This is a genomic window from Streptomyces sp. NPDC033131 (assembly GCF_055578365.1).
Genome location: NZ_JBVIPA010000001.1, coordinates 742,976 through 765,830, shown reverse-complemented (window position 1 = coordinate 765,830; position 22,855 = coordinate 742,976). Strand labels below are relative to the sequence as shown.

Sequence of the window (22,855 nt, the reverse complement as noted above, 5' to 3'; positions counted from 1 at the left end):
CATCGAGCATCAGCCCCCGCAGATAGCACTGACCCTTGGCCCGCTGATCCTTGCGCGGCACCGAGGCGAACACATCCTCCACGAATAGCCCCAACGCAGCCCGTAATCGGTTCACTTCATGCTTGTCCACACTCCCAACATGCTCTTGATCAGTGAGAACGCAAAGACCTAACGAAGCACTACTAGGCGAGTGGCAGACGGAGCTCGAACAGGGCTCCGCCTGTCGGCGCTTCACGGACCGTGAGCGTGCCGCCGTGCCGTGCGGCCACGTCACGGGCGATGGCGAGCCCGAGCCCGGCGCCGCCGTCGTCGCGGCTGCGGGCGACGTCGAGCCGTACGAACCGCTCGAAGATCCGCTCCCGGTCGCCGTCGGGCACCCCGTCCCCGTCGTCGGCGACCCCGGCCACGGCCCACTCCCCGTCCCGCCGCACGGTCACCGTGACCGCCGACCGGGTGTGCCGCCGCGCGTTGTCCAGCAGGTTGGTGAGTACCCGCTGCAACTGCCCCCGGGACCCGGCCACCTCCACCGCCCCGGCCGCCTCCACGCTCACGCCTTCCCGCCCCGCGGCCTCCTCCCGCGCCAGCGCGGCAAGGTCCAGCCGCCGCCCGTCGACCGGACGCTCCCCCGCGTCCAGCCGGGCGAGCAGCAGCAGGTCGGTGGCGAGGTGCTGCAGTCGTACGGTGTCCTCGACCGCCCCCTCCAGGTCCAGCAGCTCGGGGTGCGCGGCGGCCACTTCGAGCTGCGTACGCAGGCTGGCGATCGGGCTGCGCAGCTCGTGCGAGGCGTCGGCGACGAACCGGCGCTGCCGTTCCACGGAGGTCTCCAGGGCGGCCAGCGTCTCGTTCGTCGTGCGGGCGAGGCGGGCCACCTCGTCGTGCGTGTCCGGCACCGGGACCCTGCGGCCCAGGTCCTCCGAGGCGGTGATCGCGGCCATCTCGCCACGGATGCCCTCCACCGGGCGCAGCGCGCGCCGGGTGACCAGCCAGGTCACGCCCGCGACGACGGCGAGCAGCAGCGGGAAGCCGATCAGCATGACGGTCAGCGCGGTGTTCACGGCGCTCTGTTCGGCGGACAGGGGGGCACCGGCGTGGACGGTGAGCAGGCCCGCCTCGTCGGTCTCCACCTGGACGGTGGCGAAGCGGTAGCCCGCACTGTGGTGGTCGATCGTCGCGGAGCCGGTGGTGAAGGTGGTCTTCTCGCCGATCTCGCCGGGGTCGGAGGAAGCGGCGTCGTCGGCGTCGTCGTCCTCGTCACCGTCCTCGTCGCCGCTGCCGGCCGTGGACTTGGGAGTGGGACTGGGACCGGGAGTGGGTGTCTGCGGCCGCACCGCGTCGGTGCCCGTACCGCTGATCCGCTCCAGGTTCTCCGTCGCGGCGACGAGCGTGCCCTTCTCGTCGACGACCTGGACGGGCTGGTCGTCGTCGTCCAGGGACAGCTGCTCGTACGTCTTCCCGGCGGCGAGGTCGGTGGCCACCGTCCGCGCGTAACGCTCCGCCGCCGTACCGGCCTGCCCGATCAGGTTGGAGCGCAGGGACAGCAGGACGGCGGTCCCGGCCGCGACCAGCGCCACCGCGACGACGAGGGTGGCGGCGAGGGTCGCCCGGGACCGCACGGAACCGAACAGACGTCTCATCGTTGCTCCGTCTCCAGCCGGTAGCCGACGCCGCGGACCGTGCGGATGAGACCGGAGCGCAGTTTGCGGCGCAGGGTGCTGACGTACACCTCGACGATGTTCGGATCGCCCTCGTACGCGAAGTCCCAGACGTGTTCCAGGATCTCGGACTTGGACACCACCTCCCCGGCCCGCACCACGAACTGCTCCAGGACGGCGAACTCCTTGGCGGTGAGCGCGATCTCGTCGTCGGCCAGGAAGACGCGGCGGGCGGCGGTGTCGACCTTCAGGTCGCCGTGGACGTGCACGGGCGAGGCGCCGGGGCCCTGGGCGCGGCGCCGCAGCAGGGCGTTGATCCGGGCGACGAGGACGACGTACGAGAAGGGCTTGGTCAGGTAGTCGTCGGCGCCCGTGTCGAGGCCCTCCGCCTCGTCGTACTCACCGTCCTTGGCGGTGAGCATCAGGATCGGCACGTCGTGGCCCGCGGCGCGCAGGGCGGCGCAGACGCGGTAGCCGTTGAGGCCGGGCAGCATGATGTCCAGGATCACGAGGTCGTACGTCCCCTCCGTGGCCCGGTGCAGACCTTCCCGGCCGTCGTGGACCACGTCCACGGCGTACCCCTCGGCCGTCAGGCCCTTGGCGAGCGACAGGGCCAGCCGCTTCTCGTCCTCCACGATCAACAGGCGCATGCGTAAAGGTTCGCAAAGGGAACCTGAAGATCTCTTCAGGGGGCTTCAGGTTCCTCTCAGCGTCGGTCGTCCAGGGTGGTTGACGTCGAAAGCGAAACGAAGCGATCGAATCAGTATGACTCTGGAGGAACCCGCATGAAGCGCAACATCGTGATCGCCGCTGTTACGGCCGCCGCTCTGATCGGTGGCGGTACGGCCACCGCACTCGCGGGGACCGGGGACGGCGAGGGAACGGCGCGGCAGGCGGACGCTCAGCTGAAGCAGGCCGGTGTCCAGGACGACGACGCGGCGCGGGTGTCCGGTGACGTGACGGCGGCCGAGGCCATCGCCGCCGCGCTGCGGCACGACGCGGGGACCGCCGTCTCCGTGGAACTGGACGACCAGGACGACGCCGGGCCGGTCGTGTGGCAGGTCGACGTGCTCGGCACCGGCAGCACCTGGCACAGCGTGAACGTCGACCCGGGCACCGGCAAGGTCCTCGGCTCCCACACCGAGCGGGAGGACGACACCGCCCAGGTGCGGGCCGCGCTGAAGGGCGCGAAGGTGACGGCCTCGCAGGCCGCCGAGGCCGCGGCCGGCAAGGGCACCGTGACGTCGGTGGACCTGGACGAGGACGGCACTTCGAAGGCCTGGGAGGTCGAGACGCACAAGTCCGGCAAGGCCGAGCAGGACTGGAACGTCGACCTGAAGACCGGCAAGGTCACGGCGGACCGCTCGGACGCCTCCGACAGCGACAACGACGGCGACGACAACGACAGCGCCGACGACGACGCCTGACGTGACGCGGGGGCGCCGCGCCCGCTGACCCCGCAACCCGCCAGAGGGCTCCGCCCCTGGACCCCCGGAACACAGGCCGGCGGTCCGGGGCGGAGCCCTTTGCCGACGCCCTAACGGCGCCGGTGGGGCCAGGCCCTGTCCGGCGGATCTGCCGCAGACGCGGGGCCTGGCACGCCGATCGGCGGCGTTGTCGTCGGTTGCCGACTCCCGGGGGACCCCCATCGCGTCGACGCCCTCCTCCGCCTTGCAGCTCGACGCACCAGGCCCCGCTCACCCGCGTCGATGAGGCGCCGCGGACTTCCTGCGGCCTGATCCGCCGGACAGGCCCTGGATGCCCGCGATCACCGCCGCCCCCACCGACACCCCACCCGCCACCAGGAAGCACACCCCCAGCGGAAGTCGCTCCACCAGGAGCCCCATCGTCGCCGCCCCGGCCGAACTCCCCGCGTTGACGGACGTGTTGACCCACGCCCCCGCCTGCGTACGGAACCCGGCCGGGGCGGCGTCATCGGCGATCAGGTACGCCGTCGTCAGGGCCGGCGCGACGAACAGCCCCGCGCAGGCAGCCGCCACGGTGAGGCTGACCACTCCGGGGGCCAGACCGGCGACGCCGAGCGTCACGCCCAGGCCCGCCGCCAGGAACGACAGCCGGACCCGGGCCGGCGTACGCCAGTCCACCGCCCCGTTCAGCAGACCCCCCACCGCGCTGCCCGCCGACAACGCCGCGAGTACCCAGGCGACGGTGTCGTCCCCGAGCCGGCGCTGCCCGGCGAAGGCCACCACCAACAGGTCGACCGCGCTGAGGGACAGACCGACTCCCCCCGCGACGACGATCGGTGGCAGCAGTTCCCGCCCCGGCCTGAGCGACGCCCGTCGGCCCTTGCGCACCCCTCCGCTCCCCCGCATCGCGCCGACCGCCGGTGACATGACGAAGGCCGGCGTCCCCACCCCCATCAGCAGGGCGCCCAGCACCACACCCACAGCGGGTGCCGTGAAGCCGACCAGCACGCCCACCAACAGCGGGCCGGTGACGAAGAGAAGCTCCTCCGTCACCCCGTCCAGGCTGTACGCGCGTTGCAGCAGGCGCCCGTCCTCGGCGAGTTCGCGCCACACCGTGCGCATGGTGGGGCCGAGCGGCGGCGCGCAGGCGCCCGTGACGGCGGCGATCACGCCGAGCAGCAGTCCGGACGCGCCCGGACGCCAGGCGGCCACCGCCAGGGTGCAGAGCAGCCCCGCGTACAGCAGGGCCATCGGCAGCAGGACCCGGCGCGGGCCGTACCGGTCGACGAGGGCCGCCCGGTACGGCGACAGGAAGACGACGGTGGCGCCGAACACGGCCATGACGACACCGGCGACGGCGTACGACCCGGTCGCCCGGGTCACGCAGAGCATCACGGCGATCGGGACCACGCCGTACGACAGCCGGGCGGTGAGGGCGGCGGCGAAGGTGCGGCGGGCATGGGGAATGCGGAGTACCGCGGCATACGAAGGCCGCGGGGGCACAGCGGACACGACAAGGTTCCTCTACTGGAGGCAGGCAAGGGACGCCGAAGTGCCGCGACGGCCACGGCGTGCTGCCGGGTGCGGTCGCGGGCTCGGGCGGGCCCTATGCCAGGAGGAGGAACATGTGGATCAACGTATCAGCGGGTTCATGGCGTACACCATGGGCGGTCAGCCCTCCGTGAGCCCCGCCACCAGTTCGTCCGCCGCCCGGTACGGGTCCAGCTCCCCGGCGACGATCTTCTCCGCCAGTGTGCTCAGCCGGCGGTCGCCGTGCAGGTCGCCGATGCGTTCGCGCAGGGCGGTGACGGCGATCGTCTCGACCTCGCGGGCGGCGCGGGTGCGGCGGCGTTCGGCCAGGACGCCCCGCTCCTCCATCCACGCGCGGTGTTTCTCCAGTGCCTCGACGACCTCGTCGATGCCCTCGGAGCGGGCGGCGACCGTCTTGACGATGGGCGGACGCCAGTCGCCGGGGCCGCGGGACTCGCCGAGGCCCAGCATGTGGTTCAGCTCGCGGGCCGTGGCGTCCGCGCCGTCGCGGTCGGCCTTGTTGACGACGTACACGTCGCCGATCTCCAGGATTCCGGCCTTCGCCGCCTGGATGCCGTCACCCATGCCCGGCGCCAGCAGGACCACCGATGTGTCCGCCTGGGAGGCGATCTCGACCTCCGACTGGCCGACCCCGACCGTCTCGACGAGGATCACCTCGCAGCCGGCCGCGTCCAGGACGCGGATCGCCTGGGGGGCGGACCAGGCGAGGCCGCCGAGGTGGCCCCGGGTGGCCATCGAGCGGATGTAGACGCCCGGGTCCGAGGAGTGCTCCGACATCCGGACCCGGTCGCCGAGCAGCGCGCCGCCGGAGAACGGCGAGGACGGGTCGACGGCCAGGACGCCGACCCGCTTGCCCTGTTTGCGGTACGCGGTCACCAGCGCGGACGTGGACGTCGACTTGCCGACGCCCGGCGAACCGGTCAGACCGACCACGTACGCCCCGCCGGTCAGCGGGGCCAGTGCCGCCATGACCTCCCTGAGTTGCGGGGACGCCCCCTCCACGAGGGAAATCAGCCGGGCCACGGCCCGCGGCCGGCCTTCCCTGGCCTGGGCGACCAGCGAGGAGACGTCCTGCATCACAGCTCCGTTCAGCGAGATCAGAGGAAGACGTACAGCGGACTCAGGCCTTCGGTACCCGCACGATCAGCGCGTCACCCTGCCCGCCGCCGCCGCACAGTGCGGCCGCGCCCACGCCGCCGCCGCGCCGCTTCAGCTCCAGCGCCAGGTGCAGGACGAGGCGGGCGCCGGACATGCCGATCGGGTGGCCGAGGGCGATGGCACCGCCGTTGACATTCACCCGTTCCGTGGACACCCCGAGGTCCTTCATTGACTGGACCGCGACCGCCGCGAAGGCCTCGTTGATCTCGATGAGGTCGAGGTCGGAGACCTCCAGGCCCTCCTTCTTGAGGGCGTGCAGGATCGCGTTGGACGGCTGCGACTGCAAAGAGTTGTCGGGACCGGCCACGTTGCCGTGGGCGCCGATCTCGGCGATCCACTCCAGGCCGAGCTCCTGCGCCTTGGCCTTGCTCATCACCACGACCGCCGCGGCGCCGTCGGAGATCTGCGAGGCCGAGCCGGCGGTGATCGTGCCGTCCTTCGTGAACGCCGGGCGCAGCTTGCCCAGGGACTCCGCCGTGGTCTCCCCGCGGATGCCCTCGTCCTTGGCGAAGACGACCGGCTCGCCCTTGCGCTGCGGGATCTCCACCGGGGTGATCTCGGCCTCGAACAGGCCGTTCTTCTGGGCTGCGGCGGCGCGCTGGTGGGACAGGGCGGAGAACTCGTCCTGCTCGGGGCGCTGGATGCCGAGGCGGGTGTTGTGCTTCTCCGTCGACTCGCCCATGGCGATGTTCTCGAAGGCGTCGGTGAGACCGTCGTAGGCCATGGCGTCGAGCATCTCGATGGCCCCGTACTTGAAGCCCTCGCGGGACTTCGGCAGCAGGTGGGGGGCGTTGGTCATGGACTCCTGGCCGCCGGCGACGATCACGTCGAACTCACCCGCACGGATCAGCTGGTCGGCGAGCGCGATGGCGTCGAGGCCGGACAGACACACCTTGTTGACGGTGAGCGCCGGGACGTTCATCGGGATGCCGGCCTTGACCGCGGCCTGGCGTGCCGGGATCTGCCCGGCCCCGGCCTGGAGCACCTGGCCCATGATCACGTACTGCACCTGGTCGCCGCCGATACCCGCACGGTCGAGGGCGGCCTTGATCGCGAAGCCGCCGAGGTCGGCTCCCGAGAGGGACTTCAGCGAGCCCAGCAACCGACCCATGGGCGTCCGGGCGCCCGCGACGATCACCGAGGTCGTGCTGTTCGATCCAGTCATGAGCTGCGATCCCCTTATCCGGCCTGCACTGGCCGAGGAGTGAACGAGGGTTTACTTCGAATGTACTGAGCGGTAGTCCATGCCGTCATCGGGCTGTCGGTGTGATCGCGCGCACGTTGCGTAACCACCTCCGGAGCGCTGCACTGAATCCATGCTGACGCGAATCGACCACATCGGGATCGCCTGTTTCGACCTCGACAAGACCGTCGAGTTCTACCGGGCCACCTACGGCTTCGAGGTGTTCCACTCCGAGGTCAACGAGGAGCAGGGCGTGCGCGAGGCCATGCTCAAGATCAACGATACGTCCGACGGCGGGGCTTCGTACCTGCAGCTCCTGGAGCCGACCCGGGAGGACTCCGCCGTGGGCAAGTGGCTCGCGAAGAACGGCGAGGGCGTGCACCACATCGCCTTCGGTACGGCGGATGTCGACGCGGACGCCGCGGACATCCGCGGAAAGGGCGTACGCGTTCTGTACGAAGAGCCGCGAATCGGTTCCATGGGGTCACGGATCACCTTCCTGCACCCCAAGGATTGCCACGGCGTACTGACGGAACTGGTCACTTCGGCGCCCGTTGAGTCACCTGCGCACTGACCCTCGTACATATGGGCCGGTAGGGTTGGGGGCGGTCGTCGCTCACAACAGGGCGACCAGGGTCCTGCCGTCACGGCGGGACCTGGCCGGGGTCCGGGTTTCGGGGGACGAGCGTCGGGGCAGCAGCCCGTGCTCCGCCGTTGATCTGACACCATTCCCCGGGAGCCCCGTTCCGCGAACGGACGGAGCTCGTACGGAGAGACTTGCGACCAGGGGACGGATGGGACCGCGCAGTGCGGGGCTACGAGAGCCAGGAGCGGGAACCGGCGGCTGACGTCGACCACCTCACTCGTTTCGAAGCCGAGATGAAGCGGCTGAAGACCGAGCGGGAAAAGGCGATCCAGCATGCCGAGGACCTCGGCTACCAGGTCGAGGTGCTGCGCGCCAAGTTGCACGAGGCGCGGCGCACCATCATGTCCCGGCCCGCCTTCGACGGCGGCGACCTCGGCTACCAGGCCGAGCAGCTGCTGCGCAACGCGCAGGTCCAGGCCGACCAGCTGCGCCAGGAGGCCGAGCGCGAGCTGAGCCAGGCCCGGGCGCAGACCCAGCGCATCCTCCAGGAGCACGCCGAGCAGGCGGCCCGGCTCCAGGCGGAGCTGCACCAGGAGGCGGTCACCCGCCGCCAGCAGCTCGACCAGGAGCTCGCCGAGCGCCGGCAGACCGTCGAGTCGCACGTCAACGAGAACGTGGCGTGGGCGGAGCAGCTGCGCGCCCGCAGCGAGCAGCAGGCCCGCCGGCTCCTGGACGAGTCACGTGCCGAGGCCGAGCAGGCCATGGCGGCGGCCCGTGCCGAGGCCGAGCGGGTGACCTCCGAGGCCCGGCAGCGGCTGACCAGCGAGGCCGAGTCGGCGCGTGCGGAGGCCGAGCAGTTGCTGCGCCGCGCCCGCGCGGACGCCGAGCGGCTGCTGAACGCCGCCTCGACGCAGGCCCAGGAGGCCACCGACCACGCCGAGCAGCTGCGTACCTCCACCACCTCGGAGTCGGAGGCGGCCCGCCGTGAGGCGCAGGAGCTGAGCCGGACCGCCGAGCAGCGCATCCAGGAGGCCGACACCGCCCTGCGTGAGGCGCGCTCCGAGGCGGAGAAGGTGGTCGCCGAGGCGAAGGCCGCCGCGGAGAAGGCGCTGTCGAGCGCCGAGTCGGCCAACGAGCAGCGCACCCGTACGGCGAAGGAGCAGGTCGCCCGGCTGGTCACCGAGGCCACCAAGGAGGCCGAGGCCACCCGGTCGGACGCCGAGCAGATCGTCGCGGACGCCCGGGCGGCGGCGGAGAAGCTGCTCGACGAGGCCGCCGAGAAGGCCCGCACGCTCACGGCCGAGGAGAGCGCGACCCAGCTGTCCAAGGCGGCCAAGACGGCCGAGGACGTCCTCAACAAGGCGCAGGAGGACGCGCGCAACACCACCAAGGCCGCCGCCGAGGAGGCCGAGCGGATCCGCACCGAGGCGGAGACCGAGGCGGACCGGCTGCGGGCCGAGGCGCATGACATCGCCGAGCAGCTCAAGGGCACGGCGAAGGACGACACCAAGGAGTACCGCGCCAAGACGGTCGAGCTGCAGGAGGAGGCCCGCCGGCTGCGCGGCGAGGCCGAGCAGCTGCGCGCCGAGGCGGTCGCCGAGGGCGAGAAGATCCGCTCCGAGGCGCGCAGGGAGGCCGTCCAGCAGATCGAGGAGGCGGCCAGGACCGCCGAGGAGCTGCTGGCGAAGTCCAGGCAGGACGCGGACGAGCTGCGCCAGAAGGCCACCACGGACAGCGAGAAGGTCCGCACCGAGGCCATCGAGCGGGCGACGACCCTGCGCCGGCAGGCCGAGGAGACCCTGGAGCGCACCCGCAAGGAGGCCGAGCGGCACCGCGCCGAGGCCGTCGAGCAGTCCGAGGGCATCAAGGCCGACGCCGAGCGGGCCGCGCTCGAGCTGCACGAGGAGACCGAGCGGGCCATGGAGGCCCGCCGCGCCGAGGCCGCCGAGGAACTGACCCGGCTGCACACCGAGGCCGAGGAGCGCCTGGCCGCCGCGGAGCAGGCACTGGCCGACGCCCGTGAGGAGGCCGCGCGGATCCGTCGCGAGGCCTCCGAGGAGGGCGAGCGGCTGCGCGGCGAGGCCGCCGAGCGGATCCGCACCCTCCAGCAGCAGGCCGAGACGGAGGCCGAGCGGCTGCGCACCGAGGCCGCGTCCGACGCCTCCGCCTCCCGCGCGGAGGGCGAGGCCGTCGCCGTGCGCCTGCGGTCGGAAGCGGCGGCGGAGGCCGAGCGGCTGAAGTCGGACGCGCAGGACACCGCCGACCGGGTCCGGGCGGAGGCGCAGGCCGCCGCCGAGCGGCTGTCGGCGGAGGCGTCGGAGACGCTGGCCGCCGCGCAGGAGGAGGCCAACCGGCGTCGCCGCGAGGCCGAGGAACTGCTCGGCGCGGCCCGCCAGGAGGCGGGCCAGGAGCGTGAGCGGGCCCGCGAGCAGAGCGAGGAACTGCTGGCCTCGGCGCGCAAGCGCGTCGAGGAGGCGCAGACCGAGGCCGTACGACTGGTCGAGGAGGCAGACCGGCGGGCCACCGAGATGGTGTCGGCCGCCGAGCAGCACGCCCAGCAGGTACGGGACTCGGTCGCGGGGCTGTACGAGCAGGCCCAGGAGGAGATCACCGGGCTGCGTTCGGCCGCCGAGCACGCGGCGGACCGTACCCGCCGGGAGGCCCAGGAGGAGTCGGACCGGGTCCGCGCCGACGCCTACGCCGAGCGGGAGCGGGCCGCCGAGGACGCGAGCCGGGTCCGGCGTACGGCGGCCGAGGAGACGGACGCGGCCAAGGCGCTCGCCGAGCGCACGGTCTCGGACGCGATCGCGGAGGCGGAGCAGCTGCGCTCGGACGCGTCCGAGCACGCGCAGCGGGCCCGTACGCAGGCGTCGGAGACCATCGCCGAGGCCGACCAGGCGGCGGCGCGTACCCGGGCGGACGCCCGCGAGGACGCCAACCGCATCCGGTCGGACGCGGCGACGCAGGCCGACACCCTCATCACCGAGGCACGCAACGAGGCCGAGCGCCTCACCACCGAGACGATCACGGACACCGACCGGCTGCGCCAGGAGACGGTCGCCGAGGCGGAGCGACTGCGGTCGGAGACGGTCGCGGAGGCCGAGCGGGTCCGGTCCGAGGCGCTCGCCCAGGCCGAGCAGTTGCTCGGCGAGGCCGCCGGCGAGGCGGAGCGGCTGCGTGCCGAGGCCGCCGAGACGGTCGGGTCGGCCCAGCGGCACGCCGAGCAGGTCCGCAGCGAGTCCGCGCGGGTCAAGGCGGAGGCGCTGGCGGAGGCCGAGCGGGTCACCACGGCCGCGCGCGAGGAGTCCGAGCGCACCCTGGACGAGGCTCGCCGTGCCGCCAACAAGCGGCGTTCCGAGGCGGCCGAGCAGGTCGACAAGCTCATCTCGGAGACCGCCGCCGAGGCCGACAAGCTGCTCATCGAAGCGCAGCAGCAGGCTCAGAAGACCACCGCGGAAGCGGAGGCGCAGGCCGACAGCATGGTCGGCGCGGCCCGCACCGAGGCGGACCGGCTGGTGTCCGAGGCGACGGTCGAGGGCAACTCGCGGGTGGAGAAGGCGCGCACGGACGCGGACGAACTGCTCGTCGGCGCCCGTCGGGACGCCACCGCCATAAGGGAGCGGGCCGAGGAGCTGCGCGACCGCATCACGAACGAGATCGAGAACCTGCACGAGCGGGCCCGCCGCGAGGCCTCCGAGACGATGAAGTCGACCGGCGACCGCTGCGACGCGCTCATCAAGGCCTCCGAGGAGCAGCTGGTCAAGGCCCAGGCGAAGGCCAAGGAGCTGGTGTCGGAGGCCAACTCCGAGGCCGGCAAGGTGCGGATCGCCGCCGTCAAGAAGGCCGAGGCGCTGCTGAAGGAGGCCGAGCAGAAGAAGGCGGCGCTCGTGAAGGAGGCCGAGGACCTCAAGGCCGAGGCGATCCGCGAGGCGAGGCGCACGGTCGAGGAGGGCAAGCGCGAGCTGGAGATCCTGGTGCGCCGGCGCGAGGACATCAACGCCGAGATCTCGCGTGTCCAGGACGTCCTGGAGGCGTTGGAGTCGTTCGAGGCACCTGTGGGGGGCAAGGACGGCGTCAAGGCGGGCGCCACGGTCGGCGCCCCTCGTTCAGGTGGCAAGTCGTCGGACGGTTAGAACAAAGTGCGAATTCCGGTGTCTTCTGGGGCCTTTGACCAAGTTTTTGGCAAGTCGTCCGCGGGTTAGCCACCCAAAAGGGGTGTCATTCTCCAGATCAAACACGCATCCGCTCGATGACACACCGCTTCGGCCCCTAGGATTCCCCCTATCACCTCACCGGTCTCATTCGACAGGAACCCCATGAGCGACACTTCCCCCTACGGCTTCGAGCTTGTGCGGCGTGGATACGACCGCGCTCAGGTGGACGAACGCATCTCGAAGCTCGTCTCCGACCGTGACAGCGCTCTGGCCCGTATCACTGCTCTGGAAAAGCGCATCGAGGAGCTGCACCTCGAAACGCAGAACGCCCAGGCTCAGGTCAGCGACGCCGAGCCGTCGTACGCCGGTCTCGGCGCACGTGTCGAGAAGATCCTCCGCCTCGCCGAGGAAGAGGCCAAGGATCTGCGCGAGGAGGCCCGGCGCGCGGCCGAACAGCACCGCGAGCTCGCCGAGTCGGCGGCCCAGCAGGTGCGCAACGACGCAGAATCGTTCTCTGCGGAGCGCAAGGCCAAGGCCGAGGACGAGGGCGTCCGGATCGTCGAGAAGGCCAAGAGTGAAGCCTCGCAGCTGCGCTCCGAGGCCCAGAAGGACGCGCAGTCGAAGCGCGAGGAGGCCGACGCCCTCTTCGAGGAGACCCGCGCCAAGGCCGCGCAGGCCGCCGCCGACTTCGAGACGAACCTCGCCAAGCGCCGCGAGCAGTCGGAGCGCGACCTGGCCTCGCGTCAGCAGAAGGCGGAGAAGCGTCTCGCGGAGATCGAGCACCGCGCGGAGCAGCTTCGCCTGGAGGCGGAGAAGCTGCGCACGGACGCCGAGCGCCGTGCCCGTCAGACCGTCGAGACGGCGCAGCGCCAGGCCGAGGACATCGTGGCCGACGCCAACGCCAAGGCCGACCGGATCCGTTCGGAGTCCGAGCGCGAGCTGGCCGCCCTCACCAACCGCCGCGACTCCATCAACGCCCAGCTGACGAACGTGCGCGAGATGCTCGCCACGCTCACGGGCGCCGCGGTGGCCGCCGCCAGTACGCCGGCCGACGACGAGCCGATCTCCCGGGGTGTCCCGGCTCAGCAGTCCCGGTAAGCGTGTGACGTAGTACGACTGGGCCCGCATCCCGTGCGAGGGGTGCGGGCCTTCGTCATGGGCTTCGCGAAACGGCCGCTGCCACGGTTGTCGCCGCCCGGCCGGTATCCGTCCGCCCGCACGATTGGCATCGGCCGGGGCCCGCCCCTAGCGTGGACCGCATGATCGAGCTCGAGGGGCTGACCAAGCGGTACGGCGAGAAGGTGGCGGTCAACAACCTGACCTTCACCGTCAGACCGGGCATCGTGACGGGCTTCCTCGGGCCCAACGGCGCCGGCAAGTCGACGACCATGCGGATGATGCTGGGGCTCGACCGGCCGACCGCCGGGGACGTCCGTATCGACGGCAAGCACTACGAGCAGCTCAAGGACCCGTTCCGGTACATCGGCGCCCTGCTGGACGCCAAGGCCATGCACGGCGGACGCAGCGCCTTCAACCACCTGCTGTGCCTCGCGCAGAGCAACGGCATCCCCAAAAGCCGGGTGCACGAGGTGCTGGACACGGTCGGCCTCACCTCGGTCGCGAAGAAGAAGGCCAAGGGCTTCTCGCTCGGCATGGGGCAGCGGCTCGGCATCGCGGGCGCGCTGCTCGGCGACCCGCGGATCCTGATGTTCGACGAGCCCGTCAACGGCCTCGACCCCGAGGGCATCCACTGGATCCGCAACCTGATGAAGTCGCTGGCCGCGCAGGGCCGTACGGTCTTCGTCTCCTCCCACCTCATGAGCGAGATGGCGCTGACCGCCGACCACCTCGTCGTCATCGGGCAGGGCCGGCTGCTCGCGGACACCTCCATGGCGGACTTCATCGCGCGGAACTCGCGGTCGTACGTCCGCATCCGCTCCCCGCACCGCGAGCGGCTGCTCGACGTGCTGCACGGCGCCGGGATCACCGCCGTACCGGCGGGCGACGGCGCGCTGGAAGTCGACGGCTGGAAACCCGAGTCCATCGGGGAGCTCGCGGCGCAGCACCAGATCGTGCTGCACGAGCTGAGCCCCCAGCAGGCCTCCCTGGAGGAGGCGTTCATGCAGCTGACCGCGGAGTCGGTCGAGTACCACGCGCATGCCGGCACGCCCCTGGAGCCACAACCGCAGTGGGGCGACGGCTGGAAGGGGAACTGACCATGGCGGCGATCCAGGTCGTCCGGTCCGAGTGGACCAAGATCCGGTCGGTGGCGTCCACGGTGTGGACGCTCTCCCTGGCCGCGGTCGTCACCATCGCGCTCGGCATGCTGATCTCGGCGTTGTCGAAGAACGAGTTCGACACCATGAGCCGGGGGGACCGGCTGTCCTTCGACCCGACGTTCATCAGCTTCGCGGGCATGAGCCTCGGACAGCTGGCGATGATCGTGTTCGGTGTGCTCGTCGTGTCGAACGAGTACAGCACCGGCATGATCCGCACCTCGCTGGCCGCCGTGCCGCAGCGCGGCACCTTCCTGTTCAGCAAGATCGCGGTCGCGACCGGGCTCTCGCTCGTCGTCGGCATGGCCACCAGCTTCGTCGCCTTCTTCCTGGGGCAGGCGATGCTGGGCACCCACAGGGCGGAGATCGGCGACTCCGGCGTGCTGCGCGCGGTCATCGGCGGCGGCCTCTACATGACCCTGATCGCGATGTTCTCGATGGGCGTGGCCGCGATGCTGCGCTCGCCGATGTTGTCGCTGGGCATCCTGATGCCGTTCTTCTTCCTGGTCTCCAACATCCTGGGCAACGTCGACGCGACCAAGAAGATCGGCCGCTACCTGCCCGACCAGGCCGGCAGCAAGATCATGCAGGTGGTCACCCCGATCGACGACGACACACCGTACGGCCCCTGGGGCGGCCTCGGGATCATGGCGCTGTGGGTGCTCGCCGCGCTGCTCGGCGGTTACGTCCTGCTCAAGAAGAGGGACGCCTGAAGCCGGAGAGGGCGGTCCGAAGCTTTGGGCTTTGCTTTCATTTGAGCGGAACCGTCAGCGCCCCGATAAGCTCCTAACCCTTACGGGGGGCGTGTGCCCCGCTGTCCTGAACCTTGCGATGGGTGCGGAAGCATGATCGAGGCAGTCGGCCTGACCAAGCGCTACGGCGACAAGACCGCTGTGTACAACCTTTCCTTCCAGGTACGGCCGGGGGCCGTCACCGGCTTCCTCGGGCCCAACGGCTCGGGCAAGTCGACGACGATGCGCATGATCCTCGGCCTGGACAACCCCACCTCGGGGCAGGTCACGATCGGCGGCTATCCCTACCGCAAGCTGCCCAACGCGGCCCGCCAGGTCGGCGCGCTGCTCGACGCCAAGGCGGTGCACGGCGGCCGGGCCGCCCGCAACCACCTGCTGTGCCTGGCCCAGCTGTCCGGCATCCCGGCCCGCCGGGTCGACGAGGTGCTCGGCGTGGTCGGCCTCCAGGACGTGGCGAAAAAGCGCTCCAAGGGCTTCTCCCTCGGCATGGGCCAGCGGCTCGGCATCGCCGCCGCGCTGCTCGGCGACCCCCAGGTGCTGCTGTTCGACGAGCCGATCAACGGCCTCGACCCCGAGGGCATCCTCTGGGTGCGCAACCTGATGAAGGCGCTCGCGGCGGAGGGCCGTACGGTCTTCGTCTCGTCCCACCTGATGAGCGAGATGGCGGTGACCGCCGACCACCTGATCGTCATCGGACGCGGGCAGCTGCTCGCCGACATGAACATCAAGGACTTCATCTCGGCCAACTCGGCCGACTTCGCGCGCGTCCGTACGCCCGAGGCCGACCCGCAACTGCGCGAGAAGCTGTCGTCCGCGCTCACCGAGGCGGGCGGGCACGTGATGCCGGAGCAGGACGGCGCGCTGCGCGTGACGGGGCTGCCGCTGCCGCGCATCAGCGACATCGCGCACGACACCGACGTACGCCTGTGGGAGCTGTCGCCGCACCAGGCCTCGCTGGAGGAGGCGTACATGCGGATGACGCAGGGCGCCGTCGACTACCGCTCGACCATCGACCAGAAGGCCGGGCTCCAGCAGCAGCTGCCGCCGGGCGCGCAGCCGCCGATGCCGATGCCGATGCCGGGACAGGGCCAGCCGGGCTGGTACGCACCGCCGCCGCCCCAGCAGGGCGGCCAGCCGTTCTCGATGCCGCAGGGTCAGCCGCCCGCGGGCCCGTACGGCGCTCCTGGCGCGGTCCCGGGCCCCGGCGCCGGTGCGCCCAACCCGTACGCCCCGCAGGCGCCGTACGCCGCGCAGCCCCCGGCCGCCGCTCCGCCCGCCGCGCCCGCGGCGCCCGCCCCGGCCCCGGGAGCTCCCGCCCCCGCCTCCTCCGCCCCTGCCGCCGACCTGAACAAGCCCGAGGACGCCCGATGAGCACCCCGCAGCCCCAGATGCCGCAGGCCGCACCCACGTGGCAGGCGGCGCCCGGACCGTCGCAGTCCACGTACACCTCGCCGATCCCCGTCGTGCGCACGCACCTCGGGCACGCGATCGCCTCCGAGTGGACGAAGATCAGGTCGGTGCGCTCCACGATGTGGACGCTCGGCGTGTTCGTGCTGCTCGTCATCGGCATCGGCCTCGCGGCCGGCGCGCTGGTCGCCGCCAACTCGGGCGAGGAGAGCCTGGCGGGCGAGAACCCCCTGTCGTTCGGCTTCTTCGGACTGCTCCTCGGCAGCATGTGCGTCATCACGCTCGGCGTGATGACCACCGCCTCGGAGTACGGCACCGGCATGATCCGGACCACGATGGTGGCCTGCCCCTCCCGCGGCCGGGTCCTCGCGGCGAAGGCGATCGTGTTCTTCTCCGTCGCGTTCGTGGTGACGCTGGTGTCGGCCCTGCTGGTCGCCCTGGCGGACGTCGCCATGCTGGAGGGCGCCAGGGAGCCGTCCGGTCAGGAGTGGCTGAAGGGCACGGTCGGCATCTCGCTGTACATCGCGCTGCTCGGCCTGCTCTCGCTGGTGGTCGGCTCGATCATCCGGCACTCGGCGGGCGCGATCACCATCATGATCGGCCTGGTGCTGGCCCCGCTGGTCATCGCGCTGTTCATGTTCTCGGCGTCCCTGGAGGACCTGCGCCAGGCCCTGTTCGAGTACTCCATCCCGAACCAGCTCAGCGTCTTCTACTCCAACTCCCTCACCGAGACGGGCCCATCGGGCTGGGACCCGCTGTGGATCGCCATCGGCGTCACGGCCGCCGCGTTCGCCGGTGCCTTCGCTCTGCTGGAGCGGCGGGACGTGTAGGCCACGTCGGAGACGGGGCTCTCAGAACCTCGGCGCGTTACGGGACCGCTGCACCCGCGTGGTGCGGCGGTCCTTCGCGTTCCAGCACGCCTTGTGCCAGTGGCGGCGCTCGTCGACGCCCGAGTGCTCGGGCCAGGCGACGACGTGCGGGACCCCGTCCGGGATCAGCTGCTCGCAGCCCGGGCAGCGGTACGCCTTGCCCTGTGCGCTCGCCCCGGCCACATGACGCACGCTCCACTGCTCGCCCCGCCAGTCCTCGGCGGACTGGAAGCCGCCGTAGCGGCCGGAGCGGTCGTCCTCGGCGCTCCGGCCGGACGAGCCTGACGAACCGACTCCCTTGGGTCGGTTGCGACGCGGGGACACAGGACACCTCACGGGGCTATACAGGAAGCGGGCTGCGTCCAGCCTACGCGGCACGGACGGGGGTATGCGTACGGCACCAACCCCCACAAGTCCCCCTCGGTGGCGGACCATTCTGCAGACAATCCGCAAATCTCTTCGCCAGGCCGTGTCCTCGGCACGTGTCAGACGGTTATGCCGAGTGGGGGAGCTCCGCGTCGGGGCCAAGGAAGCAGGAAGAGCGATGCACGTAGGAAGTTTCGTGTTGGCTGCCCAGTTCCCGGGGCAGGGCCAGGGGGAGGCGCTGCACCGCGCGGTCCGCTCCGCCGAGGTGGCCGAGGAGGCCGGGCTGGACGCGGTCTGGCTGGCCGAGCACCACTTCGTGCCGTACGGCACGTGTCCGTCGGCCGTCACGCTGGCGGCGTTACTGCTCGGCCGCACCCACCGCATCCGGGTCGGCACCGCCGTCAGCGTGCTGTCCACCACGCACCCCGTGGCGCTCGGCGAGCAGGCCGCGCTGCTGCACATGACGAGCGGCGGGCGTTTCTCGCTCGGCGTGGGGCGCGGCGGACCCTGGGTCGACCTGGAGGTGTTCGGCTCGGGCCTCAAGGCGTACGAGTCGCAGTTCCCCGAATCACTCGATCTGCTGGTGCGCTGGCTGCGCGAGCCCTCGGTCGCCGCCTCGGGCGAGCGGTTCACCTTCCGTGAGGTCCCCGTCGTCCCCAGGCCCTCCGAGGCGCTGACGGAGACCGCGGGCCCAGAGGTCGTCGTCGCGTGCACCTCCCCGGCGAGCGTGCGGCTGGCCGCCGAGCGCGGGCTGGCGATGCTGCTCGGGATGCACGTCGGGGACGAGGAGAAGGCCGAGATGGTCGCGCTGTGGCGCAGCCACGCGCGCGCCTCCGGGCATCCCCCGGAGCAGGTCCTCGGGGCGGCGCACGTGTCGGCCGGCGTCTGCCAGATCGCGGACCGGCGCCAGGACGCCGTCGAGACGCTGACGAAGGCGATGCCGGGCTGGCTCAGGCAGGGGCTCGGCGCCCATGTCACGGTGGACGGCCGCGAGCGTTCGATGCGCGACCCGCTGGCCTACACCGAACTGCTCTGCGGACTGCACCCGGTGGGCACTCCGCGGCTGTGCGCCGACCGCCTCGCGGCGACCAGCGAGCGGACCGGCGTGTCCCGGTTCGCCCTGCTCACCGAGGGCTCGGGAGACCTGGCGGCCACCGAGGAGAACATCCGGCGGCTGGGCGCCGAGGTCATCCCGCACCTCGGCTGAACGGCCCTGTCGGGCAGGGAGCTTGCCGCCCCGGTACTGAAGCACCTCCCGCGTACGGAGCGGCAAGCCAGCAGCTCACTGCGTCAGCAGTCCCGAAGCTCCGGGGACTGGTTCAGCAGCTGGTTGCGCGCCGAGGTGAAACGGGCCAGCGTCTCGTCGACGGAGGAGTCCAACGGGAACACCGCCACCCGGTGGCAGTTCTGGAACGCCAGCCGCACGCCGAAGTGCCGTTGCAGCGCGCCGCGTATCGCGTCACTCGCAAGCGCACGCAGCAGCTGACCGCGTGCCTGCTCGTCCGGCGGAGGCGTCTGGTTGTCGGCGAACTGACCGCCGTCGACCTTCAGCTGGGCCACCAGGGAGCTGATCATCTCCCACGCGTAGGGCAGGGAGGTCCGGACGCAGTCGACGAAGGCAGCTTCGTCGACCTCGCCTCGCTCGGCCTGATCGAGTAGGGCCGGTGAGACGTCGAGCGACATGGGTTCTCCTCTCGCACCCCCGATCAACAGGGGTTGCCGGACAGATAAAGGGAGTTCGCGATACCGAACACGCTGTGTACACGACTCGCGACCTCCCGTTTACTACCGTAGGCAACGGACGGTGACGGCACCAGGAGAATGGGTACATGCACAGACCTCATTAGGCACACAATCGGCCACAACCGAACAGGTATGTTCTGGGCCGAATCGCGTGACCTATGGCCCGTCGAGTAGCGTTGCCGACCATGCGTCTCGTCATCGCCCGGTGCTCCGTCGACTACGCCGGCCGGCTCACCGCCCACCTCCCCTCCGCCCCCCGTCTCATCCTGGTGAAGGCGGACGGCAGCGTCTCGATTCACGCGGACGACCGGGCCTACAAGCCCCTGAACTGGATGTCGCCGCCCTGCACGCTGAAGGAGGGTTCCGGCGAGGAGGCAGGCGTCTGGACCGTCATCAACAAGGCGGGCGAGAAGCTCATCATCACGATGGAGGAGGTTCTCCACGACTCCTCGCACGAACTGGGCGTGGATCCCGGCCTGATCAAGGACGGCGTGGAAGCACACCTCCAGGAGCTCCTCGCCGACCGCATCGAAACCCTCGGCGAGGGCTACACGCTCATCCGCCGCGAGTACATGACGGCCATCGGCCCGGTCGACATCCTGTGCCGGGACGCGGACGGCCAGACGGTCGCGGTGGAGATCAAGCGGCGCGGCGAGATCGACGGGGTCGAGCAACTCACCCGCTACCTGGAGCTGTTGAACCGCGATCCCCATCTCGCCCCGGTCCGCGGCCTCTTCGCCGCCCAGGAGATCAAGCCGCAGGCCCGCGTCCTCGCCACGGACCGCGGCATCGGCTGCACGGTCCTCGACTACAACGCCCTGCGGGGCATCGAGGACGACAAGCTGCGGCTGTTCTGACGCTCACTCCTCCACGACGTGAAGGGCCCGGTCCGTTTCCCCGGACCGGGCCCTTCCGTGCTGTGCCCGCGCCTGTACGGGCGTCAGATCACCGACCCCGCGCTGCTCGGCGAGCCCGCCTCGCTGGTCTGCGGGGCACTGGCGGAGCTGCTGGTCTCCACCGGTGAGGAGGCCGGGCCGCTGGCCGAGTCGGAGGTCGACGGAGTGGTCGTGGGCGTCGGCGTGGGCGTCGTGGTCTCGGTGGGCGTCGGTGTCGGCGTCGGAGTCGGGGACGTCGAAGTCGTCGGCGGCTTCGAAGGCGAGGTCGGCGGCTTGGACGGGGACGGCGGCGGAGTCGTCGGCCTGGACGGCGTCGACGATCCGCTGCTCGGCCCCTGCGTCCCGCTCGGCTCGTCGGACGGCTCGGCCGCTTCCGTGGGCGTCGGGTCGTCGGAGGTGCCGTACGTGCCGTCCGGGCCCGGATCGGTCGCGCGGCTGGTGGCCTCACCGGTGTCGCCGGAACCGTCGTCGTTCTTCGGCACGTCCGCGCCCAGGCTGCCGTCGTTCAGGCCCTGGCTGGCCGACGGGTTGACGCCGACCTGGTCGGACGGGTTGGTGGGATCGTTCTCCGAGGTCGCCCCGAGGGTCACCACCGTGCCGAGCACGGCCACCAGCAGCGCGCCCGCGCCGGCCGCCACCAGGTTGCGCTTGGCGAGCCTCTTGAGGCCGCCCCGGGCCTTGTGCGACACCCCTGACGGAAGCGGTGCGGGCGACGACGCCTGATAGGTGACCAGCGTGGAGCTGTCGGCCGGCCGCTGCAGCTGCGGGAACGCCGTCGGGACCCCGCCAGGGGGCGACTGCGACTCCTCGTACCGGGCCTCCGGCACCTCCTCCCCCGCCATCGCGGCGAGGCCGGGCACGGTGCCCGAGCGGTCGGCGACCAGGGCGAGGGCCCGGCGCCCGGCGACGGTGCCGCGCTTGTCGGCGAGGGCGCCGCGCAGGCCGATCGAGGCCTCCAGTTCGGCACGGGCCCGGTCGAACTGTCCGCCGCAGAGCGCGAGGATGCCCAACTCGTGGTGGAAGTAAGCCTGTTCCGACACGTCACCGGCGAGCCGGGCGGCCTCGGAGCCGGAACGCAGCGCCCGCTCCCAGGCGCCCCAGTGGCCGCCGGCGGCGAACGCCGGTGCCGCCGTGCGGGCCAGCTGCACGGTGGCGTTCTCCTCGTCCTCGGGGGGCGGTGTCGTGCCCGGTACGAGGAGAGCGAGGGCGGCGAGCAGGGCGTCCGCCTCGGCGCACACCCGCTCCGGGGTGACCGAGGGGTGCCCTGCCCACCAGGCGTAGTGCTGGGCGGCGGTGCGGGCGCCGGCCTCGATGTCGTCGTCGTAGCCGGCGGCCTCCAGCTGCGTCTGCACGCCGGCGGCCAGGCGGTAGCGGGATCCGACCGGGGAGACCAGGCCGCAGGAGGCCAGCTCGCCGAGGGCGGCGTCCGCGTGGGTGTCGCCGACGAGGGCGGGCAGGTGCGCCTGGTGGGGCACCTCGCCGCCGAGCGCTACGGCGAACCGCAGGGTGGCGCGCGCCGAGTCGCTGAGCCGGGTGGCGAGCAGCGGGGCGGGCGCGGCGGCCTCGCCGAGCGCGGGCAGCGGGACGTTCTCGCCCTCGTCCGGGGCGGAGGACGGGTCCGTGGACGTGTCGAAGGGCGCGTCGAACGGTGCGTCGAAGGGCGCGCCGACCGGTGTGGTGTCCGCGAACACGCCGAACTCGTCGACGGCCCCGGCTCCGGCCCGCAGCCGGTCGCGGTACCGCAGCAGCGCCCCGGCCTGGACGAACCGCAACGGCAGGCCTTCGGACTCGAACCAGAGGTCGCCGGCCCAGTTGGCCTCTTCCTCCGTGAGGACGCGGCCGACGGCGCGTTCCAGGAGTTCCACGCCGTCGGCGCGCTCCAGTCCGCCGAGGAAGACCTCTTCGAGGGCGGAGTCGGCGGACGGGGCGGGCACGTCGGGCGTGGCCGCGACCAGGAAGGCGCACTCGGGCGTGGCGTCCAGCAGCTCGTCCAGTGCGGCGCCGCCGAACTCGATGTCGTCGAGGACGACGACCGCGCCGATCTCACGGACGGAGGAGAGCAGTTCGTCCCGGTCCGGGCGGTGCAGGGGCGCGTCGTAGACGGCGTAGAACAGGTCGTGGAACAGGTCGCTCGGCGTGCGGTGGTGGCCGCTGAGGCGGATGACGCCGTCGGGGGCGAGGTCCGCGCAGTCCTCGGCGACGATGTCGAGGAGGCTGGTGCGTCCGGAGCCGGCCGGGCCGGTGAGGCGTACGGAGCGGCCGCGGGCGAGCAGCCGTACCAGCCGCTCGCGCTCCTCCTGGCGGGCCAGGAGCGGCAGCTCCGGCCGTGTGGGGCCGGGCGGGACGGGTGGCCTGGCCGCGCGGGCGGCCTCCGCGCGTTCGGCCGTGCCGAGCTTCTCGGGAGGGCCGGGGCGCTCGCCCGGCGGGCAGGCCTCTATCTCGCTGCCGTCGACGGGATTGACGGTGAGCAGGTAGTCGCCCACGACGAGCTGCACCGTGCGGGCGAGTGCGGGCGCGTGCTGCCCGAAGTCCGATGTGAGGGAGTCCCTGGGCGGCCTCCGGCTCGACGCATGGGCGTCACCGTCGTGGCCGTACTCCTCGGGCTCCCGGTTGTTCGGGTCCATAAGGTCAAGCCCCCCAAAAGCGTTGTGTGCCGGCTCCGGCCCCTCCCGGCCTGTTGCACACCGCGCTGTCGCCTCTGGTCCGGGCCCGCTCGAGGGTAGTCGGCAGCGGGCGACCGAACCCTAAACCTTTGCACAGTATCTACGACAGCCCGGGGTCCCGCGCCGTCCGAGACGTCACAGTCTCATGAGGATTGCGCACGACGTGTGTTTC

The 22,855-nt window shown here is 71.8% G+C and carries 18 protein-coding genes and 1 pseudogene; 10 read left to right on the top strand and 9 right to left on the bottom strand.

Translation table 11 applies throughout. The features are described from left to right. From ACZ5XS_RS03470 to ACZ5XS_RS03460, 3 genes and pseudogenes are all read right to left on the bottom strand, one after another. Positions 1-130: pseudogene (locus tag ACZ5XS_RS03470) on the bottom strand (IS701 family transposase); the annotation flags it as partial. 52 nt (positions 131-182) lie between these two features. After that, complete coding sequence (locus tag ACZ5XS_RS03465) at positions 183-1,634, bottom strand: sensor histidine kinase (RefSeq protein WP_468647494.1); 1,452 nt, start codon at positions 1,632-1,634, stop codon at positions 183-185. Then, complete coding sequence (locus ACZ5XS_RS03460) at positions 1,631-2,302, bottom strand: response regulator transcription factor (RefSeq protein ID WP_468647493.1); 672 nt, start codon at positions 2,300-2,302, stop codon at positions 1,631-1,633. Before ACZ5XS_RS03460 ends, ACZ5XS_RS03465 begins: the two co-directional genes overlap by 4 nt. Before the next feature lie 135 nt (positions 2,303-2,437). Here ACZ5XS_RS03460 and ACZ5XS_RS03455 point away from each other — a divergent pair, with 135 nt between their 5' ends. Then, positions 2,438-3,079 carry a PepSY domain-containing protein gene (locus ACZ5XS_RS03455; protein ID WP_468647492.1) on the top strand — a complete coding sequence of 214 codons (642 nt, stop codon included), beginning with the start codon at positions 2,438-2,440 and terminating at the stop codon, positions 3,077-3,079. A gap of 270 nt (positions 3,080-3,349) precedes the next feature. On the opposite strand, the gene ACZ5XS_RS03450 is transcribed toward ACZ5XS_RS03455, so the two are convergent. From ACZ5XS_RS03450 to ACZ5XS_RS03440, 3 genes are all read right to left on the bottom strand, one after another. Beyond that, positions 3,350-4,591 (bottom strand): MFS transporter, encoded by a 1,242-nt coding sequence (locus tag ACZ5XS_RS03450; protein WP_468647491.1) that lies wholly within the window; start codon positions 4,589-4,591, stop codon positions 3,350-3,352. A 159-nt stretch (positions 4,592-4,750) separates the two neighbouring features. Further along, on the bottom strand, positions 4,751-5,707 hold the full coding sequence (gene meaB / locus ACZ5XS_RS03445) for a methylmalonyl Co-A mutase-associated GTPase MeaB (protein ID WP_468647490.1): 957 nt from the start codon (positions 5,705-5,707) through the stop codon (positions 4,751-4,753). A gap of 43 nt (positions 5,708-5,750) precedes the next feature. Continuing rightward, on the bottom strand, positions 5,751-6,953 hold the full coding sequence (locus ACZ5XS_RS03440; protein WP_468647489.1) for an acetyl-CoA C-acetyltransferase: 1,203 nt from the start codon (positions 6,951-6,953) through the stop codon (positions 5,751-5,753). A 151-nt stretch (positions 6,954-7,104) separates the two neighbouring features. Between ACZ5XS_RS03440 and mce the strand changes: the two genes are divergently transcribed. The 7 genes from mce to ACZ5XS_RS03405 all read left to right on the top strand — a co-directional run bounded on the left by mce (position 7,105) and on the right by ACZ5XS_RS03405 (position 16,976). After that, positions 7,105-7,545, top strand: a complete 441-nt coding sequence (gene mce / locus ACZ5XS_RS03435; protein ID WP_468647488.1) for a methylmalonyl-CoA epimerase — start codon at positions 7,105-7,107, stop codon at positions 7,543-7,545. 233 nt (positions 7,546-7,778) lie between these two features. Further along, positions 7,779-11,690, top strand: coding sequence for a polarized growth protein Scy (gene scy / locus ACZ5XS_RS03430; protein ID WP_468647487.1), 3,912 nt, complete (start codon positions 7,779-7,781; stop codon positions 11,688-11,690). Between the two features lie 183 nt (positions 11,691-11,873). Beyond that, entirely contained in the window at positions 11,874-12,809 is a 936-nt protein-coding gene (locus tag ACZ5XS_RS03425) for a coiled-coil domain-containing protein (protein WP_286064788.1), read from the top strand. A 161-nt stretch (positions 12,810-12,970) separates the two neighbouring features. Continuing rightward, complete coding sequence (locus ACZ5XS_RS03420) at positions 12,971-13,927, top strand: ABC transporter ATP-binding protein (RefSeq protein WP_468647486.1); 957 nt, start codon at positions 12,971-12,973, stop codon at positions 13,925-13,927. Positions 13,928-13,929: 2 nt separating this feature from the next. After that, positions 13,930-14,700, top strand: coding sequence for an ABC transporter permease (locus ACZ5XS_RS03415; RefSeq protein ID WP_468647485.1), 771 nt, complete (start codon positions 13,930-13,932; stop codon positions 14,698-14,700). A 132-nt stretch (positions 14,701-14,832) separates the two neighbouring features. Then, positions 14,833-16,110, top strand: coding sequence for an ABC transporter ATP-binding protein (locus tag ACZ5XS_RS03410; protein ID WP_468647484.1), 1,278 nt, complete (start codon positions 14,833-14,835; stop codon positions 16,108-16,110). Next, a complete protein-coding gene (locus ACZ5XS_RS03405; RefSeq protein ID WP_468647483.1) occupies positions 16,107-16,976 on the top strand; it encodes an ABC transporter permease in 870 nt (289 codons plus the stop codon). The genes ACZ5XS_RS03410 and ACZ5XS_RS03405 overlap by 4 nt, the downstream gene beginning before the upstream one ends. A gap of 21 nt (positions 16,977-16,997) precedes the next feature. On the opposite strand, the gene ACZ5XS_RS03400 is transcribed toward ACZ5XS_RS03405, so the two are convergent. Continuing rightward, complete coding sequence (locus ACZ5XS_RS03400) at positions 16,998-17,339, bottom strand: ATP/GTP-binding protein (RefSeq protein ID WP_383866901.1); 342 nt, start codon at positions 17,337-17,339, stop codon at positions 16,998-17,000. Positions 17,340-17,559: 220 nt separating this feature from the next. On the opposite strand from ACZ5XS_RS03400, the gene ACZ5XS_RS03395 reads away from it, so the two are divergent. Continuing rightward, positions 17,560-18,588, top strand: coding sequence for an LLM class flavin-dependent oxidoreductase (locus ACZ5XS_RS03395; protein ID WP_468647482.1), 1,029 nt, complete (start codon positions 17,560-17,562; stop codon positions 18,586-18,588). An 83-nt stretch (positions 18,589-18,671) separates the two neighbouring features. Here ACZ5XS_RS03395 and ACZ5XS_RS03390 read toward each other — a convergent pair whose 3' ends face one another. Beyond that, complete coding sequence (locus ACZ5XS_RS03390) at positions 18,672-19,064, bottom strand: SCO5389 family protein (protein ID WP_217239336.1); 393 nt, start codon at positions 19,062-19,064, stop codon at positions 18,672-18,674. Positions 19,065-19,309: 245 nt separating this feature from the next. Between ACZ5XS_RS03390 and nucS the strand changes: the two genes are divergently transcribed. Then, entirely contained in the window at positions 19,310-19,981 is a 672-nt protein-coding gene (nucS, locus tag ACZ5XS_RS03385; protein ID WP_468647481.1) for an endonuclease NucS, read from the top strand. A gap of 83 nt (positions 19,982-20,064) precedes the next feature. Here nucS and ACZ5XS_RS03380 read toward each other — a convergent pair whose 3' ends face one another. Next, positions 20,065-22,644 (bottom strand): ATP-binding protein, encoded by a 2,580-nt coding sequence (locus ACZ5XS_RS03380; protein WP_468647480.1) that lies wholly within the window; start codon positions 22,642-22,644, stop codon positions 20,065-20,067. Between the last annotated feature and the right edge of the window lie 211 nt (positions 22,645-22,855).

Excerpts from the sequence above, each read along its gene's own strand:
- ACZ5XS_RS03465 (WP_468647494.1), bottom strand. The coding sequence starts at position 1,634 with ATGAGACGTCTGTTCGGTTCCGTGCGGTCCCGGGCGACCCTCGCCGCC.
- ACZ5XS_RS03460 (WP_468647493.1), bottom strand. The coding sequence starts at position 2,302 with ATGCGCCTGTTGATCGTGGAGGACGAGAAGCGGCTGGCCCTGTCGCTC.
- ACZ5XS_RS03455 (WP_468647492.1), top strand. The coding sequence starts at position 2,438 with ATGAAGCGCAACATCGTGATCGCCGCTGTTACGGCCGCCGCTCTGATC.
- meaB (WP_468647490.1), bottom strand. The coding sequence starts at position 5,707 with ATGCAGGACGTCTCCTCGCTGGTCGCCCAGGCCAGGGAAGGCCGGCCG.
- ACZ5XS_RS03440 (WP_468647489.1), bottom strand. The coding sequence starts at position 6,953 with ATGACTGGATCGAACAGCACGACCTCGGTGATCGTCGCGGGCGCCCGG.
- mce (WP_468647488.1), top strand. The coding sequence starts at position 7,105 with ATGCTGACGCGAATCGACCACATCGGGATCGCCTGTTTCGACCTCGAC.
- ACZ5XS_RS03425 (WP_286064788.1), top strand. The coding sequence starts at position 11,874 with ATGAGCGACACTTCCCCCTACGGCTTCGAGCTTGTGCGGCGTGGATAC.
- ACZ5XS_RS03420 (WP_468647486.1), top strand. The coding sequence starts at position 12,971 with ATGATCGAGCTCGAGGGGCTGACCAAGCGGTACGGCGAGAAGGTGGCG.
- ACZ5XS_RS03415 (WP_468647485.1), top strand. The coding sequence starts at position 13,930 with ATGGCGGCGATCCAGGTCGTCCGGTCCGAGTGGACCAAGATCCGGTCG.
- ACZ5XS_RS03410 (WP_468647484.1), top strand. The coding sequence starts at position 14,833 with ATGATCGAGGCAGTCGGCCTGACCAAGCGCTACGGCGACAAGACCGCT.
- ACZ5XS_RS03405 (WP_468647483.1), top strand. The coding sequence starts at position 16,107 with ATGAGCACCCCGCAGCCCCAGATGCCGCAGGCCGCACCCACGTGGCAG.
- ACZ5XS_RS03395 (WP_468647482.1), top strand. The coding sequence starts at position 17,560 with ATGCACGTAGGAAGTTTCGTGTTGGCTGCCCAGTTCCCGGGGCAGGGC.
- ACZ5XS_RS03390 (WP_217239336.1), bottom strand. The coding sequence starts at position 19,064 with ATGTCGCTCGACGTCTCACCGGCCCTACTCGATCAGGCCGAGCGAGGC.
- nucS (WP_468647481.1), top strand. The coding sequence starts at position 19,310 with ATGCGTCTCGTCATCGCCCGGTGCTCCGTCGACTACGCCGGCCGGCTC.
- ACZ5XS_RS03380 (WP_468647480.1), bottom strand. The coding sequence starts at position 22,644 with ATGGACCCGAACAACCGGGAGCCCGAGGAGTACGGCCACGACGGTGAC.